This is a genomic window from Actinokineospora auranticolor, from assembly GCF_002934265.1.
GTDB classification, from domain to species: domain Bacteria; phylum Actinomycetota; class Actinomycetes; order Mycobacteriales; family Pseudonocardiaceae; genus Actinokineospora; species Actinokineospora auranticolor.
On sequence record NZ_PTIX01000007.1, the window covers coordinates 320,556 to 336,356 of the forward strand.

Annotated in this window: 14 protein-coding genes; 9 read left to right on the forward strand and 5 right to left on the reverse strand. The window is 71.8% G+C overall.

Going from position 1 to position 15,801, the window contains the following annotated elements; all coding sequences use genetic code 11:
- Positions 1–62: 62 nt before the first annotated feature.
- Positions 63–239, forward strand: a complete 177-nt coding sequence (locus tag CLV40_RS38040) for a hypothetical protein (RefSeq protein WP_181043535.1) — start codon at positions 63–65, stop codon at positions 237–239.
- Between the two features lie 612 nt (positions 240–851).
- Positions 852–4,232, forward strand: a complete 3,381-nt coding sequence (locus CLV40_RS37260) for a helix-turn-helix transcriptional regulator (protein ID WP_146108051.1) — start codon at positions 852–854, stop codon at positions 4,230–4,232.
- 191 nt (positions 4,233–4,423) lie between these two features.
- Here the strand turns inward: CLV40_RS37260 and CLV40_RS16195 are convergent, their stop codons facing one another.
- On the reverse strand, positions 4,424–5,983 hold the full coding sequence (locus tag CLV40_RS16195) for a succinic semialdehyde dehydrogenase (protein WP_104479721.1): 1,560 nt from the start codon (positions 5,981–5,983) through the stop codon (positions 4,424–4,426).
- Positions 5,984–6,061: 78 nt separating this feature from the next.
- The gene (locus CLV40_RS16200; protein ID WP_104479722.1) at positions 6,062–7,141 is read right to left on the reverse strand and encodes a GNAT family N-acetyltransferase; all 1,080 of its coding nucleotides are present in this window, start codon (positions 7,139–7,141) and stop codon (positions 6,062–6,064) included.
- Between the two features lie 224 nt (positions 7,142–7,365).
- Between CLV40_RS16200 and CLV40_RS16205 the strand changes: the two genes are divergently transcribed.
- Positions 7,366–8,001: a hypothetical protein gene (locus CLV40_RS16205; RefSeq protein WP_104479723.1), complete on the forward strand. Its 636-nt coding sequence runs from the start codon at positions 7,366–7,368 to the stop codon at positions 7,999–8,001.
- Between the two features lie 217 nt (positions 8,002–8,218).
- On the opposite strand, the gene CLV40_RS16210 is transcribed toward CLV40_RS16205, so the two are convergent.
- From CLV40_RS16210 to CLV40_RS16220, 3 genes are read right to left on the reverse strand one after another with little or no spacing between them, the layout of a single operon-like run.
- On the reverse strand, positions 8,219–8,962 hold the full coding sequence (locus CLV40_RS16210; RefSeq protein WP_104479724.1) for a papain-like cysteine protease family protein: 744 nt from the start codon (positions 8,960–8,962) through the stop codon (positions 8,219–8,221).
- A 10-nt stretch (positions 8,963–8,972) separates the two neighbouring features.
- The gene (locus CLV40_RS16215; protein WP_245931324.1) at positions 8,973–9,368 is read right to left on the reverse strand and encodes a PAAR domain-containing protein; all 396 of its coding nucleotides are present in this window, start codon (positions 9,366–9,368) and stop codon (positions 8,973–8,975) included.
- On the reverse strand, positions 9,365–9,964 hold the full coding sequence (locus CLV40_RS16220; protein ID WP_104479782.1) for a Pvc16 family protein: 600 nt from the start codon (positions 9,962–9,964) through the stop codon (positions 9,365–9,367). Before CLV40_RS16220 ends, CLV40_RS16215 begins: the two co-directional genes overlap by 4 nt.
- Positions 9,965–10,156: 192 nt before the next feature.
- On the opposite strand from CLV40_RS16220, the gene CLV40_RS16225 reads away from it, so the two are divergent.
- The 6 genes from CLV40_RS16225 (at position 10,157) to CLV40_RS16250 (ending at position 15,798) form a co-directional block, all read left to right on the forward strand.
- On the forward strand, positions 10,157–11,695 hold the full coding sequence (locus CLV40_RS16225; RefSeq protein ID WP_104479725.1) for a phage tail sheath family protein: 1,539 nt from the start codon (positions 10,157–10,159) through the stop codon (positions 11,693–11,695).
- 24 nt (positions 11,696–11,719) lie between these two features.
- Positions 11,720–12,181 (forward strand): phage tail protein, encoded by a 462-nt coding sequence (locus tag CLV40_RS16230; RefSeq protein ID WP_104479726.1) that lies wholly within the window; start codon positions 11,720–11,722, stop codon positions 12,179–12,181.
- Positions 12,178–12,588, forward strand: a complete 411-nt coding sequence (locus CLV40_RS16235; RefSeq protein WP_104479727.1) for a hypothetical protein — start codon at positions 12,178–12,180, stop codon at positions 12,586–12,588. The genes CLV40_RS16230 and CLV40_RS16235 overlap by 4 nt, the downstream gene beginning before the upstream one ends.
- On the forward strand, positions 12,522–12,737 hold the full coding sequence (locus CLV40_RS40545) for a DUF6760 family protein (protein WP_104479728.1): 216 nt from the start codon (positions 12,522–12,524) through the stop codon (positions 12,735–12,737). Before CLV40_RS16235 ends, CLV40_RS40545 begins: the two co-directional genes overlap by 67 nt.
- A gap of 1,247 nt (positions 12,738–13,984) precedes the next feature.
- Positions 13,985–15,325: an eCIS core domain-containing protein gene (locus CLV40_RS38045; RefSeq protein WP_181043537.1), complete on the forward strand. Its 1,341-nt coding sequence runs from the start codon at positions 13,985–13,987 to the stop codon at positions 15,323–15,325.
- 8 nt (positions 15,326–15,333) lie between these two features.
- Positions 15,334–15,798: a phage tail protein gene (locus tag CLV40_RS16250; protein ID WP_104479730.1), complete on the forward strand. Its 465-nt coding sequence runs from the start codon at positions 15,334–15,336 to the stop codon at positions 15,796–15,798.
- Positions 15,799–15,801: the final 3 nt, after the last annotated feature.

Consider the following 15,801-nt stretch of genomic DNA (forward strand, 5'->3'; position numbering starts at 1 on the left):
ATCCCCGTACCCACCCCCTCAGGACGAGTCTTCTCGGTAGCCGAAGAGCACGAACCGAGGAGATGAGCACGATGGAGTGGACCCCGGAAGCCGTTCAGGCCGAGGTCAACTACCGCAGGCACGGCACGCTGGACCGCACCAGCAGGCTGCACCTGCGCGAGGTCCCCCGCGCCCCCTGGTGGCGCAAGCTCGTGGGCACCCGCCCCGATCCCCGCCAGTCCGACCGCCACGCCGCCTGAGGCGTGGGCACACCACCCGCCCCGGCCGGTGGTGTGCCCACGCCGGACACCCAAAGCCGAAGCTGTCCACGACCGCGCCGGTCCGCTTGCTCGAGTGGCGCTCCCCGCCGACCACCCTGCCGTTGACCGGAGCCGCCCGGGGCAGCGCCTCGCGAACGACACAAACGAGCCTCGCGGCGGCCTCAAATCCGGGCCACGCGTTCTCGAACGCCCATTGTGCGAAGCGTTCGCCTCTTCCCGCGCACCGCGTTCTTGGTGCCGCCGCTGGTCTTTGGCGCCCAGAGACCGCACACCCAGCGCAAGCCGGGGCGTGCGGTGAAGAGCCATACGTCTTCGCGCGCGGCGACCCGGAGCGTCACCAGGTCGGCTGGCGCGGGCACCCGGGCGCGCGGGTTCGGTGAACACGCCGCCCTCCCGGGTACCGGACTCTCGCTGGCATTCCCGGTAGGCGACCAGGTACGGGATGCCGACTTGCCCGGTGCCCGGCCACGTCCGCGGATCCGGAAGGCGCCGACCGCCACCGGTCGCGCGCCGGCGTGGTGGGCATCGCCGCTGGTGGTGGTGTCGTGACCGGTGGCCGGTCGGCCTCCGGTGTCGGGGAGGTGTGCGAGCATGCCAACCATGCCGCGTCTTGGTTCCGGAATCCCGCTGGTCGCCCGCGGCCGCGAGCTGCGCAGGCTGCGCACCGCGCTCGAGGGCGCGGCGGCGGGCCGGGCCTCGGCCGTGCTGCTGGCCGGGGACGCCGGGATCGGCAAGACCCGGATGACCGAGGAGATCGGCGTGATCGCCCGCGACCTGGGGGCGCGGGTGCTCACGGGCCGGTGCCTGGACGCGGGCGAGACCGGCCTGCCCTACCTCCCGGTGGCCGAGGCGCTGGCCCAGGTGCGCGAGCACGCCCAGAGCCGTCCCGCGCTGGGCAGGCTCTTCCCCGAGGTCGCGCTCCCCGCGAGCCCCGAACCCGGCGGGCAGGTGGCTGCCATCGCCACCTCGGTGTGGGGCACCCGCGCCGAGCAGGACATCGGCCAGCTCCAGCTCTTCGACGCCGTGCACGGACTGCTCAACGACCTCGCCGAGCGCGCCCCGCTGCTGCTGGTCCTGGAAGACCTGCACTGGGCCGACGCCTCCACCCGCAGCCTGCTGTCCTTCCTGCTCTCCCGCCTGCGCTCCCAGCGGATGCTGGTCCTCGGCACCTACCGCAGCGACGACCTGCACCGCCGCCACCCGCTGCGCCCGCTGCTGGCCGAACTCGTCCGACTGCCCCAGGTCGAACGGATCGAACTCGCCCCGTTCGGCACCGCCGACGCCCGCGCCTTCGTCACCGCCCTAGCCGAGGAACGCCTCCCCGAACCCGTGCTGCGCGAGGTCGCGGGCCGCTCCGAGGGCAACGCCTTCTTCGCCGAGGAACTGCTCGCCGCCTACTCGATGAGCGACAGCGTCGGCATCCCCGCCAACCTCGTCGACGTCCTGCTCGCCCGCGTCGAACGCCTCAACCCGGCCACCCAGGGCGTCGTGCGGATCGCCTCGGTCGCGGGCAGGCGCGTGCGCGACGCCCAGCTGCGCGCCGTCGCCGACCTCGAGGACGGCGACCTGGAGACCGCCCTGCGCGAGGCCGTGGCCCACCACGTCCTCGTCCCCGGCGACGGCGAGCACTACGCCTTCCGCCACGCCCTGCTCCGCGAAGCCGTCTACACCGACCTCCTGCCCGGCGAACGAGTCCGCCTGCACGCCGCCTACGCCCGAGTCCTCGCCACCGACTCCGACTCGCGCGGTGTCGCCGCGGCCCTGGCCCACCACAGCATGGAGAGCCACGCCCTGCCCGCGGCCCTGGCCGCCTCCGTCGCCGCCACCTGGGAGGCCGAACGACTGGGCGCCCCGGCCGAGTCCCTCGACCACGCCGAGCGCGCGCTGAAGCTGTGGAACGCCGTGCCCGCGGACCAGCGCCCCACCAAGGTCGACGAACTCACCCTGCTCCGCCACGCCTCCTGGGTCGCGGGCATGTCCGGCGACCCCGAACGCGCCGTCGCCTTCGCCAAGTCCGCCGTCGCCGCCGCCAAGGCCGCGGGCGACACCGTCACCCCGGAACGCGCCGCCACCCTGCACCGCCGCCTGGCCGAGGCCATGTACTACATCGATGGCCGCGAGGAGGAGGCGATGGCCGCCGTCGAGCAGGCGTGGGCGATGCTCGCCGACCGCCCCGACAGCTCCGACCAGGCCTGGGTGCTCACCGCGTACGCCACGATCCTGCGCTCCGTCGGCAGGCTGGAGGAATCCCGCCTGCACGCCCGCCGCGCCCTCGACGTCGCCCGCCGGGTCGGCGCCCGCGGCCCCGAGGTCGACGCCCTGGCGACCTTGGCCGTCCTCGACGAGGCCGACGGCCAGGCCGTGGAGGCGCGACAGCGGCTCGCCGAGGTCATCCCCCGCGCGGGCGAGATCGGCGCCATCAGCACCGAGCTCCGCGCCAGGTACTTCCTGTGCGTCAACCTCTACGAGTCCGGCCTGCTCGACCAAGCGGCCGGGGTCGTCGACGCGGGCGTCGAACGGGCCCGCGCCACCGGCCTCACCTGGAGCGCGTACGGCACCGAGCTGCGCGTGATCCAGGTCGTCATCCGCTACGTCCGCGGCGACTGGGACGGCGCCGAGGCCGCGGCCGAACCGCCCGGCCACCGGGTCTCCAGCACGGTCTCGGCCCGCCTGGCCTCCGTCGGCGCCAACATCGCCGTCGCCCGCGGCCGCTTCGCCGAGGCCGAGCGCCTGGTCACCGAACTGCGGTCGGACTGGCACCGCGACATCCAGATCCCCTTGGTCGCGGGCGGCGTCGCCGCCGAGCTGGCCGCCTGGCGGGGCAGGCCGGACCGCGCCGTCGACGGCGTCCGCGAGGCCCTGGACTGGATCGCCCAGGCGGGCGAGCAGTGGATGATGGCCACCATCCGACTGGCCGCCCACGGCATCGCCGCCCACGCCGACCTGGCCACCACCGCCCGCCGCGCGGGTCACCCGGTCGACGCGCACGTCGCCGAGGGCGAGCGCCTGATGAGCCTGGCCCGTCAGACCGCCGCCAACGGCCGACCCCGCACCGGCACCCTCGGCCCGGAAGGCCGCGCCTGGCTCGCCCGCGGCGAGGCCGAACTGACCCGGCTCCACGGCCCCGCCGCCGACACCGCGGCCCCGTCAGCCAGTTCGGCCCCCGCCGGCCCGCTGGCCGCCACCACCCCCGCCGCCGACGGTGGCACGACCAACGATCCCCGCTCACCGCGCCCCGACACCCCAGGGACCAGCACCCGGGCAAGTCACACCCAGGCGATCGCCCCTCTGGAATCCGGCACCCCGGCAAGCACCGGGAGTGCGGTGACCGGCCTCCCCGAAACCGACGGCTCGACAACCGGCGGTCCCGGGCGCGCAGCCCCCGTGGCTGGTGCCGTGGCGGCCCTCACCCGTGATCCGGGCGGAGCCACCGTCGACACCGGGGACGCGACCCTCCTCGGCGGTCCCGATGGCTCCGGGACCGCCGAGGCCCACCTCGACCGGCCGGATGTCGAGGCTTGGCAGCGCGCGGTGGCGGCGTTCGGCTACGGAGCCGTCTACGAGCAGGCGCTGTGCAGGCGGCGGTTGGCGGAAGCCCTCCTAGGAAGGGACGACCGCGACCCGGCCGCCGAACAGCTCCGGCTCGCCGACGAGGTAGCGACCAGGCTGGCTGCCAAGCCGCTCTCCGACGCGTTGCGCCGCACCGCTCGCCGGGCCCGGATCGCGCTGGGCGACGCCGTGGTCGTGCGGGATGAGGTGGACCCCTTCACCCCTCGCGAACGCGCGGTTCTCACCCTCGTGGCGGCGGGCCGGACGAACCGGCAAGTGGGTGAGGAACTGTTCATCAGCGAGAAGACGGTCAGCGTCCACCTCAGCCGGATCATGGCGAAACTCGGCGCGAGCCGACGGGCTGAGGCCGTGGCGGTGGCATACGACCGAGGCTTGCTGAGCGAAGCCTCGGGCCAACGCTGAACTCTCACGTTATTCAGTTGTCGGGTTCATCAATTCATCTACCTCCACGGGATCTCGGTGTTGCGCGGAGGTTTCCGCGCAACACCGAGTCTTCCCGCATCGGCAAGGGTGAACAATCGAGAACCGAAACCGGTGGATGAATCCGAACCATGTGGACAACTGTCAACCGATCTTGACGAACGAGCGCGTCCTCAGCGCGGCAAGCGCTTGAGCGCCCGAAGACCGAGCGTCAGCGACGCGGTCCAAGCCCGCGACGGGATGCCCCGCGCGGGCCGTAGTGGCACGTACCGCTGCGTCGCGATGGTCTGGGCCTCGGTGTACTTCAACAGCCCCTCCGCCCCGTTCCGCCGCCCCACCCCGGACTCGCCCATGCCACCCATCGGCGCGTCCAGACTGCCGAAAGCCGCGCCGAACCCGTCATTGACATTCACCGTGCCCGCGTGGACCCGAGTGGCGACCTCTTCCGCCGCCCGGGAATCACGCCCCCAAACGCTCGCGTTGAGCCCGTAGCGAGTCCGATTCGCCATCTCGACCGCAGCATCCACCTCGGAATACCCGTAAATCGACACAACCGGCCCGAAAGTCTCCTCCGCGAACAACGTCATCCCGTCGCGCACATCGGTGAGGATCGTCGGCTCGTAGAACAGCGGCCCCACGTCCGGCCTCGCCCGTCCGCCGGTGAGCAGCGTCGCGCCCTTCTCCACGGCGTCGGCGACATGTGTCGAGACCGTCCCCAGTTGCTTCTCGGACGTCAACGAACCCATGTCCACGCCATAACCCAAATCGGAACCGAGCCGAACCGCCGAGGTTTTCGCCACGAACGCGCGTGTGAACTCTGCTCGAATGCTCGAATGCACGTAAATGCGTTCCACCGAAACGCACAACTGCCCCGCCGACGAGAAGCACGCCGTCACCGCGCCCGCCGCCGCGCGTTCGACGTCCGCGTCCGGCAGCACGATCATCGGGTTCTTGCCGCCGAGCTCCATCGAGAAACCGGTCAGCAGCGCCGCCGCCCGCGCCGCGAGCCCCTTGCCCGTCGCGGTCGACCCGGTGAACCCCAGGTAGTCGGCTTCCTCGATCAACGCGGTGCCCACGTCCTCCCCGCGACCCAGCACGATCTGCCACACGCCGTCGGGCAGCCCCGCGGCCGAGGCGAACTCGTGCAGCCACAGCGCGGAGAGCGCCGTCTGGTTGTCCGGCTTCTGCACCAGCGCGTTCCCCGCGATCAACGCCGGGATGGCGTCCATGCCGGTCAGCGCGAGCGGGTAGTTCCACGGCGAGATCATCGAGATGACGCCCTTGGGGTGGCGCACCTCGGTGGTTCGCGTGAAGAACGGGAGTGTGCCGGCCCTTCGGCGCGGTGCCAGCAGACCGGCCGCCCGGCGCCCGTAGTAGGCGGCGGTCATCGCGGTGACGGCGATCTCGTCGTACGCGTCAAGGCGGGATTTGCCGGTTTCCACCTGCATCAGGTCGAGCGCCTCGGCCTGGCGGTCGAGAATCAGGTCGTGCAGACGCAGGAACACCTGCTGCCGCTCCCGCACCGGTGTCGCCGCCCAGTCGACCTGGGCCCGCCGCGCGCGCTCGAACGCACGCCGTACGTCGGCGTCCAGGCACTGCGGCAACCCGGTGATCGGTTTCCCGGTGAACGGCGCCGCCATCGTCACTGACTCCGGCCCCGGCACGGCGCGGGCCGCCAACTCCGCCCCCCTCGCCGCCGTCGGTGCGCCGGGGACCGTGCCGATCGTGCCCATGAAAGCTCCTCCACTCGCGCCGGAGCCCTCATGTTACTTCCGAGTAGGCCACTGCTCCAGTGGCACCGCGAACCGCCCTCAGGCGGCCGCGGTCTCGGACGACTCGGCGGTCCGCTCGGGAGCGTCCACTGAGATCGCGACGCGGAGCAGGTCGTCCTCGCGGCGCACCGCCACCGGCAGACCCGCGGCGTTCGCCGCCCGGGTGAACCCCGCCTCGGCGGGCATGCACCAGGCGATCATCCGGCGGTGACCGGCGGCCCGGCCCAACACCCCCAGACGGGTGATCATCGCGGTACCCAGGCCCTGCCGCTGCCAGGAGTCCTCGACCAGCACCGAGATCTCCGCCTCGGCCGGGTCGTTGGTGCGGATCAACTGCGCCATCGCGACGACCTCGGTGCCGCACAGCGCCAGCAGCGTCGTACCGCGCGGGGGCTGCAGGAGGCGGTGCAGCCAGCGGCGGGGGAGGGTGCGCAAGCCCGCGTGGTAACGGGTGAACAGGGTCTGCGCCGAGCAGCGCGAGTGCAGGTCGTTGACCGCGTCGGCGTCCGCCGGGGTGCCCGGGCGCAGCACGATTCCCGCGCCGGTGCCGGTGATCACGGCCGTGGGCGCGGTGACGTCACCCGCGACGAGTGCCTCGGACAGCGCGGCCACGCGGGCCAGCTCGACCTCGGTGAACGGGGCCCAGCCACGGCGGGCGACGACGGTGAGGTCGTCGGTCAGCGGGAGTACGACGCGGTGGTCGTTCTGGTCGCCGAAGCCCGTCGCGGTGTCGACGATGGTGACCGAGTCGGCGTCCAGCACGGTGCGCACGGCGTCCGCGACGGCCGCCGGATCGCGCAGAGCGGCCGCGGTGACGCGCAGGGCCGCGGTCGTGTGGTCGACCAGGTGCCGGGTGTCCGCGCGCGCGATACCCAGGCAGCGGCCACCCTCGGCGCGGATGTCGTCCACCAGGTCGGCGGGCGCGTGCCCGGGACCGGTGCGCACCACGATCTCGTCCACGACCCCACCGGGCACCGGGAGCACGGTCAGCGCCAGGACGTTGCAGTCGCGCGCCGCGAGCCGGGTGGCGACGCGGGCGAGCGCGCCGGGCCGGTCGTCGAGGCGCACGCGCAGCCGCCAGGTCGTCGGGGTGCCGGGGGTGGTCGGGGAATTTCGCATGGGTTCCAGGGTCGGGCAGAACTGTTGCCGGACGGGTGCCGGTGTGTTTCGTTCGCGTGAGCATTCGGGACAACCGCGTGACGGTGCGCACGGCGGAACCGCGCATGGCCGCCGTGTGAGCAGTGCGCGCCGCCGTCCCCATCTGCTGCCCGATCGGCCACCCGACCCGACCGCGCCGCGGCATAACGTCGTGGTTCCTCTCGAGCGGCGATGGCGAGGCACACATGACCGACGTCCCCGACCCGCGCCACACCACGGCGCGCTACCGCTACCGCCTGCCCGGCACCCCGGTCGCGACCGCGACCGTCGACATCGGACACGTCGCGGTGACCGTGGAACTCGGCCTGGCGGGCGACCTCGACGTCACCACCGCCGCTCCGGATGCCGCCCAGCCGCCGACTGTCGCACCGGTGTCCGGCGGCCCCGTCCTGAACGACAAGTCGGAGGACGACCGCGAGGCAGCTCCGGTCGGCACCCGGGTGCGGGACCGCGTGGCGGCACGGGACGACGCGTTGGCCGCCGTGCGCGAGGTCGGCGCCAGCGTCATGGTCGGTGGGGTCGGCTCGCCGCGCCCGCGGATCACCGCGGGCGCCGGACACCGCTTCCAGCAGACCGGCAGGCGCTTCCGCAACCCCGACACGGTCGAGCACGAGGGTGAGTGCGCGATCGACTTCACCCACGAACGCGTGCGGGTACGCGGCCGCGCCCGGTTCCGCCTGACGGTCTCGGCCACGACCGACCGCGACCGCCCCGACGCCCGCACGTGGCTGACCCGCCACGAGCACGAGCGGTCCGCGATCGGCATGGTCGTGCTGGTCGCGGTTCCACCCGCGCCGGACGCCCTCGCCCCGGCGCGCTGACCTGCGCCGCTGATACGCCTGCCTGGCCACAGCCCCGGAGTTCCGTCCTGGATGAGAACCGCGCGGACTCGCCAGGAAGCCTGCGCCGGGAACACCGGGTCGAAGAATAGCCGCGGGCACCGACAAAACCGGGTGTCCGCACGTGGAACAGCGGTTTCGGGTGCGCTCCGCCCGATCGAGGTCGGGCGGAGCACAGGGTCCCCGGCCGTTCCAGGCGTCAGTAGCGCAGCAGGTCGGCGCCGTAGCCCTCGCCCATCTCGTACCGCTGGGTGAACGAGGCGAAGTCCTGCCACGACTCGACGCCCGCCCCGGGCGGCCACGGGTCGAAGACGTGGATCTCCGCGCCGTTGGCGCCCTGGCGGATGCCCGCCACCACGATGATGTGGTATTCCGCCCCCGGCACCGGTGTCCACAGCGGACCGCTCTCCGCCAGCACCTCCGCCCAGCCCTGCTCGGTCCAGCAGGCGCAGTACACGCTGCTCATCCCGACCTGCTTGCCGATCGGCTCGGCCTCGGCCCACGTCTTGCCCTGGTGGTCGACCCCGGCCTCCGCGCACAGGCTCTCGACCGTGTAGTTCTGACCGCGGGCGTTGAGGACCATGACCATCGACGCCGCCCAACACGTCGTCTCGTCCGGTTGGCTCAGCAATTCCACCGGGTAGTCGATGTCCTGGAAGCCCGTCTCGCCGCCACCACCGCCACCACCACCGTCACCGCCCCCGGTCTCGCCGGTCTCGCCGGTCGCGCGGCCCAGCAGCACGTCCCAGAACCGGCTGTCCACGCGGTCCCCGGAGGAGAGCCCGTTCTGGTCGGCGAAGTGGCTGACCGCGCCCGCGGTCGTGTCGTCGAACTCGCCGCTCTCGCCGACGACGCCCTGCTGGTAGTGGTGGTTGAGCATCTGCTGCAGGTAGGCCACCCACTCGGAACTGTCCCCGGGCGCCAGGTCTGGCTCGTCTGCCATGTTTCCTCCTCTAGCCACCGACATCCACTGTGGACACGGCGATGATCGATCCGGTAGGCTGGTCCACGGGGTCGTGGCAGGTCCGGACGATGTCGTTGGCTCGTGCGGCGCATTTGCCGTTGATGAGCACGGTCGCGCTGCCGGTGGTGATCGTGCCGCGGTTGGTGGGTTGCTTCTGGAACGTCGTGGGCGGCGGTGCCACGTGCGGTGGCGTGTTCTCCGCGGTCGACCCCACGACCGCCGCGGGTTGCCCGCAGATCAACACATCGCGGCTGCACCCGTCGGTGATGATCCCGGTGAACGGCAGCGGTGTGGGTGTCGGCACCGGCCCGCCCGCGGACGGCACCAACAGGATGTGGATGTCCGTGCCCACCACCCGGTCGCCCATGCGCGCCGCGGGGGTCACGAGCGCACCCACCGCTTGGCGCCCGCCGGTGCCAGCGGTCCGCGCGGCACGTCCTGGCCGGACCGCAACGCGATCCGCTCGGCGGGCGGGGCCAGTTCGGTGTCGGTATCGGCGAGCAGAGCGGCGCTCGCGGTGACCACGAACGCCGCGCGCGCGGGCATGCCCAGGTTCGTCCACAGCTCGCCCGGGTCCGCGTCGGCCACCGCGAGGAACACCGGCTCGCCCGCGACCGCGAGCTCGCCGGCCAGGCAGCCTTCGGGCACGGTGTCGGCGAACAGCACCGCGCGCAGCGCGCGGTCGAGCAGCATGTGCTCCTCGCCGACCTTCTCGGCGCGCGCGGTGACCAAATAGGACAGCTCGCACCGCCGGGTCGGCCCGCGCCGGGACAGCACCGCGCCGCGCTCGTCACGTACCTCGGCCCAGCCCGCCTCCCGCCCCCTCGGGTCGCCGCGCAGTCCGAACAGGAACAGGTCGACGACCTTCGTCGGTCGCTCGGTCTGCCAGGTCGGCTTCGGCGGGTCGAGGCGCACCGCCGTGCCTTCCGGCAGTGCCCGGCCCAGCAGCACGCACAGCGCGTCGTCCACCTCGGTGATCACGGCAGCCAGTGTCGGGCGCCGGTGGACCGGCGCGCACCGGTCCGCCGCCCGCGCCATCGGTGCCGCCCGGGCCGCCCGAAGGGGCGTCCCCGGCCGCCCCCGCCCCCGCCCCGCGGCGACTGCGGCCGACCGGCGCCGCGCACCAAGCTCAGGGCCGAAGCCCAGCTACCGCAAGGTGAGGGAGAACCGCAGATGGCCAGCAGCTACCTCGCGCCAGGTGTCTACATGGAGGAGGTGTCCTCGGGCTCGCGGCCCATCGAGGCCGTCGGCACCGCGGTCGCCGCCTTCGTCGGTTTCGCCGAGCGCGGCCCGCTGCACCAGCCGGTGCTGGTCACCAACTGGACCCAGTTCAAAGCCGCCTTCGGTGACTTCGTCGCGGGCAACTACCTGGCGCACGCGGTCTACGGCTTCTTCCTCAACGGCGGCGGATCCGCCTACGTCGTGCGGATCGGTGGCGCGAGCGCGGGCGAGAACGGCGAGGTCGTCACCGGTCCCGTCGCGGTCGCCGAGCTGCCCGCCGCCGACGGGCAGCCGCCGCTGGTACTCGCCGCGCGCTCGACCGAGACCGCCGACCTGACGGTCGAGGTCGCACCGGCGGGCGAGCCGGGGGAGGACACCTTCAAGCTGGTCGTCAAGCGCGCGGGCGAACCCGTGGAGACCTTCGACAACGTCACCACCAAGCGCGGCACCAACAACGTCGCGACCGTGCTGCGCCAGCAGTCCAAACTGGTGCAGGCCGAGGAAGCCCGGGGCCGCGCGCTCAGCGCGCCGCGCCCGGGGGAGATCGCGCTCGCCGCACCCGCTCCCACCACACTGCCCGCCAAGATCGAGACGGGGGAGTACATCGGCGACTCCGCCGACCGCACCGGGTTCGCCGGGTTGGAGGCCATCGACGAGGTCACCATGCTGTGCGTGCCGGACCTGATGGCCGCCTACCAGCAGGGCGCGCTGACCCTCGACGACGTCAAGGCCGTGCAGCTGGCCATGATCGCGCACTGCGAGCTGATGTCGGACCGGGTGGCCGTGCTCGACACCCCGCCCGGCCTCAAGGCGCGCGAGGTCGCGGACTGGCGCACCGACGTCGCGGGCTACGACTCCCGCTACGCCGCCCTGTACTGGCCGTGGATCAAGGTCGCGGACCCGGTGGCGGGCAAGCAGGTCTTCGTGCCGCCGAGCGGTCACATGGCGGGCATCTGGGCGCGCAACGACACCACCCGCGGCGTGCACAAGGCACCGGCCAACGAGGTGGTGCGCGGCGCGGTCACGTTGGAGCTCAACATCACCAAGGGCGAGCACGACCTGCTCAACCCGCTGGGCGTCAACTGCGTGCGCTCGTTCCGCGGGCAGGGCATCCGGGTGTGGGGCGCGCGCACGCTCTCCAGCGACCCGCAATGGCGCTACCTCAACGTCCGCAGGCTGTTCAACTACGTGGAGAAGTCCATCCTGCAGGGCACCAACTGGGTGGTGTTCGAGCCGAACGACCCCAAGCTCTGGGACTCGGTCCGCCGCACGGTCACCATGTTCCTGCGCCGGGTCTGGCGCGACGGGGCGCTGTTCGGCAAGCAGCCCGCCGAGGCGTTCTTCGTCAAGTGCGACGCGGAGAACAACCCGCCGGAGAACCGGGACGCCGGGATCCTCACCGTGGAGATCGGCATCGCCCCGGTCAAGCCCGCGGAGTTCGTGGTCTTCCGCATCTCCCAGTTCGCCGAGGGCGCGGGCCTCGAAGAGTAACCCCACCACCGGAAAGGATCGGCCATGGTCGCCGGACTCAGCTCGAGCCAGCCCAACGACGCCCTCACCGCGGCGCGGTTCTCCATCACCATCGACGGCTACGAGATCGCCTCGTTCTCCGAGCTCCAGGGCATCACCACCGAGGTCGAGCCCGTGGAACTGATGGAGTCGACCGACAAGGAGGTCGTGCTCAAGAAGCTCCCCGGCAAGACCAAGCCCGCCACGCTGGTGCTCAAGCGCGGCAAGAACTCCAGCATGGAGCTGTGGGCCTGGCACGAGGCGGTCCTCAACGGCGACATCGTCGCCGCCCGCAAGAGCTGCTCGCTGGTCATGTACGCCACCGACGGCAAACCGGTCGCCCGCTACCACCTCGAACACGCCTGGCCGGCCAAACTGGAGATCGGCGCGCTCAAGGCGGGCTCCAGCGAGGTGCTGATGGAGACCGTCACCATCGTCTCCGAGCGGATCCAGCGGGTGTCGGTGTGACCGCCCTGGCCGAGGGCGCGGTCGGCCTGCGCACGGAGTACCCGTTCACGCTACCCCGCGGATACGTCGATGAGCACGGCCGAGTACACCGCGACGGCGTGATGCGCCTTGCCACCGCGCGAGACGAGATCACGACCCAGACCGACCAGAGAGCCCGGCAGAACCCAGCGTACCTATCGGTGTTGCTGCTGGAGCGGACCGTCACGACATTGGGTGACCTGCCCGCGGTGGACACCTTCGTGGTGGAGAACCTCTTCGCCTCGGACCTGGCGTTCCTGCAGGACCTCTACCGCCGGATCAACACCGACGGGCACACCCAGGTCGCGGTGCGCTGCCCGCATTGCGACCAGGGCTTCGCGGTGGACATCGCGGGCGATGTGGCCGGTGGTGCCCCGGGGGGATCCTGACGTACGCGGCCGACCGGTTGTGGGAGGAGGTCGCGTACGTGGCGTACTACCTGCACTGGGCCTTCGAGTCCATCTTGGACCTCGAGCACCCGGTGCGGACGCGGTTGATCACCGAGATCGGCCGCATCCACAGCAGACAGCTTGAGTGAACCACCCGAGGAGACCACGGATGCGCTGGCCGTTCCGCCGCGAGGCGCCCGCCCGGCGGGAACCCGTGACCGCGCCCCCGGTCGTCGAGCGGGCGCGGGGTGAGTGGGTGCTGCTCCCACCGCTGCGCACGGCCACTACAGGCCAGGCACCGCTGACGGTTGCACCGGCCTTGGGGTCGGAGCCGTTGCGAGGCACGATGAGTTCGGTGCTCGCCGGACCTGGGATCCACCGGGTGCGAGTGGTCTCGCCTACCGATGAGCGTCCTGGAGAACCCGCGGCACGCGTGGAAGGCCTGGTGACCCCGCTGCCGGTGGGTGACCGCGCGCGGATACGCCACGACACGGATTTGCCCGGTGGCACGCCGTTGGTGGGCAGACCGGTCGTGGGTGAAGTGGTCGAGGTGTCCGCGTTGACCAAGGCGACCTCGGACTACGTCGGTGAGCCCCGGGTCGCGGCCGAACCCTACCGCGCCCCCGGGTGGATGAGGTACGTGCCGGACTGGGTCACCCAGGCGCAGACAGGCGGAGTACCGGAGTCGCCCACACCGCAATCGTTTGCACCCGTGGAGGAACCGAAACCGAAGCCGGTGGAGCTCGCCGTGCGACGCGACCGCCCCCGGCCGTCTCTGGGGGAGAGCAGACGGCTGGGCCTCGGCGCGCCAATCTCGCGCAAACCGGATCCGGTCGGTGATGCGGCTTCCGTGGAGGAACCTCCCGGACAAGGGGAGCCGTCACTGTCGGTGGATCCGGTGACCCCGCCGACCGGCACCGAGACGTCCGGCTCGTCCTCGAATGACCGCGCGACCGCATCGGATCCTGGCAGAACAGACTTTGCCCACGGCGTGGCGGAAGCAGTCGAGGCCTCCCGAGGTGTGGACGCCGCCGCGCCAGATCGCACTGAACCCACGCCGACCACCGACACGAAGCCGAGCGAGGCCTCCGGTCTGCACCAGGTCACGGCAGCCGTGGTCAGCGTCGAACCCGGTACGAACCTGATCTACGACCGGCACGCGACCGAGAGCGTGGAGAGCGGCACTACCTCGAGCGAACCGACTGCGGCCCTCGGAAACAACGCGCCGCCAGTGGCACCCGACCCCGTACATGTCGGATCCGGCGGCTCGGCCTCACGACACGATGCCCGTCCCGATTCACCAGGCGTTGAAGGCGCCACGGCCGTACAGGCAGGCGCCATCGGCGCCCGGACCGGAGTGCCGGGCGCTGCTGGAGGTGCCCCAACGACCCCGCTGGTGCACGGACTGCGCGGCGTACCCGCCAAGATCGACGCGAGCCGTCCGCAGGGAATGCCCACGGGAGTCGTCGTCACCCGCCCCCCGGCCGAGTTGGTGGACGCGTTGAGGAGGCGGCATCGGATAGATGTCGCCGACGTGCCCGTCTACCGGGGTGCCCGCGTAACCGCCGCCGCCCAGGCCAAGGACGCCCGTGCCTTCACCACCCAGGGTGCCGTCTTTCTACCGGACACCCACGACAATCCGCAGACCCGCGGGCTGCTCGCCCACGAGCTCGTCCACGTCGCCCAGCAGCGCGCCCACGGCCACGCACTACCCGCCGAGAACACCCCCGCCGGACAGCTGCTGGAAGCCGAGGCCCAAGCCGCCGAACGCTGGTACGCGGGGGAGGCGGGCGCCGTCGAACCCACCATCTCGATCACCGGACACGCGACCGACCTGGTCCACCCCACGAAAAGCTTCACGGAGACCCAGGCGCAGCACGCCAGGCGGTCCCGAGTCGACCCGAAACCCTCGTCCGCCCTCGACCCGGATACCCGCGCGGAGGTGGGCCAGATCGCCGAGCGGTCCGCGCGCCGGGTGGTCGAGGAATGGACCAACCCCGTGCTGGAACGGCAACGCGCCCAAGCGTCGGAGAAGCCCACCTTCAACCGTGACGCCCGGCGCGTCGAGCTGACGAGGGAACTGCTCACCCGCCTGAACGACGAACGCGCCGACGACGATCCGGTCGAACTCGACGGCTTCGACCTCGACCGCATCGAACACCTGCTGGACCTCGAGGAACGCGCCGCGGGCAACCGGCCCGCGACCAGGACCGCGAGATCTCCGCAGCGCCCCCGGAAGACACCGCCGGGTGAGGTACACGAGCCGGTCGAGCAGAAGTTCTCCCACCGCCTCATGCAAGCCCTCGCCGGCCAGGACCCGCGCAGCGGCTTCATGGGCATTCACGGCGTCCGACCCTCAGACGACGAACACGGTCGACGGCAGACCCGTGAGAAGGCACAGAGCACACAGCCTGACGCGGTACAGAAGAAGAAGCCGACTCAGGTTGACGAACACCAAGACGAGGAGCGGGGAGCAGACCAGGTCTTGGCGGACATCGGTCTCGTCGGCCACGACTTCCGCTCCTCGCTCAACCCGAAGAACTGGTTCGAGCCCAAGCCGAAGGCCACCCCCAAGCCCCAGCAGCCCGACCAGGCCGAGGACGCGGACGAGATCGACATCGACCGCCTCGACCTCGACGAGCTGTCCACCCGGCTCTACGACCGGCTGCGTTCCCGGCTGCGGATGGAACTGCTCATCGACCGCGAGCGGGCGGGCCTGCTCACCGATTTCCGCTAGGAGGCGTGATGCTCAGCGACAGCAGCAAGATCGGTCTGAGCAACCGGTTCGTCGTCACCGTGCAGAACATGGAGATGTACAACCTGGGGAGCTGGACCAAGGCGGACGGCCTCGACGTGGCGTGGGACGTCGCCGAGTACCGCAGCGGCGACGGCGGCAACGACCGCCTCTACTTCCCCGGCAACACCAAGTACACCAACGTCAAGCTCTCCCGCGCGGTCTCCGAGGAGACCAGCGCCGTGCGGGACTGGCTCAACAAGAACTCGTGGGAGCACAAGCTCTACATCGGCACGATCGGCCTCTTCACCTCGCACCTGGAGGACGGCCCCATCACCGAGTGGGAGCTGCGGGACGTGATCCCGGTGAAGTGGGCGATCACCTCGATGGACGCGGGCGCCAGCCAGGTCGCCGTGGAAACCCTGGAACTGGCCCACCGCGGGTTCCTCGAGGACCAGCGCAAGCTGGTGGGCTGACCC

Coding starts and splice junctions, on each gene's coding strand:
- CLV40_RS37260 (WP_146108051.1), top strand. CDS start 852: ATGCCAACCATGCCGCGTCTTGGTTCCGGAATCCCGCTGGTCGCCCGC.
- CLV40_RS16200 (WP_104479722.1), bottom strand. CDS start 7,141: ATGCGAAATTCCCCGACCACCCCCGGCACCCCGACGACCTGGCGGCTG.
- CLV40_RS16225 (WP_104479725.1), top strand. CDS start 10,157: ATGGCCAGCAGCTACCTCGCGCCAGGTGTCTACATGGAGGAGGTGTCC.
- CLV40_RS16205 (WP_104479723.1), top strand. CDS start 7,366: ATGACCGACGTCCCCGACCCGCGCCACACCACGGCGCGCTACCGCTAC.
- CLV40_RS16195 (WP_104479721.1), bottom strand. CDS start 5,983: ATGGGCACGATCGGCACGGTCCCCGGCGCACCGACGGCGGCGAGGGGG.
- CLV40_RS16210 (WP_104479724.1), bottom strand. CDS start 8,962: ATGGCAGACGAGCCAGACCTGGCGCCCGGGGACAGTTCCGAGTGGGTG.
- CLV40_RS16250 (WP_104479730.1), top strand. CDS start 15,334: ATGCTCAGCGACAGCAGCAAGATCGGTCTGAGCAACCGGTTCGTCGTC.
- CLV40_RS38040 (WP_181043535.1), top strand. CDS start 63: ATGAGCACGATGGAGTGGACCCCGGAAGCCGTTCAGGCCGAGGTCAAC.
- CLV40_RS16230 (WP_104479726.1), top strand. CDS start 11,720: ATGGTCGCCGGACTCAGCTCGAGCCAGCCCAACGACGCCCTCACCGCG.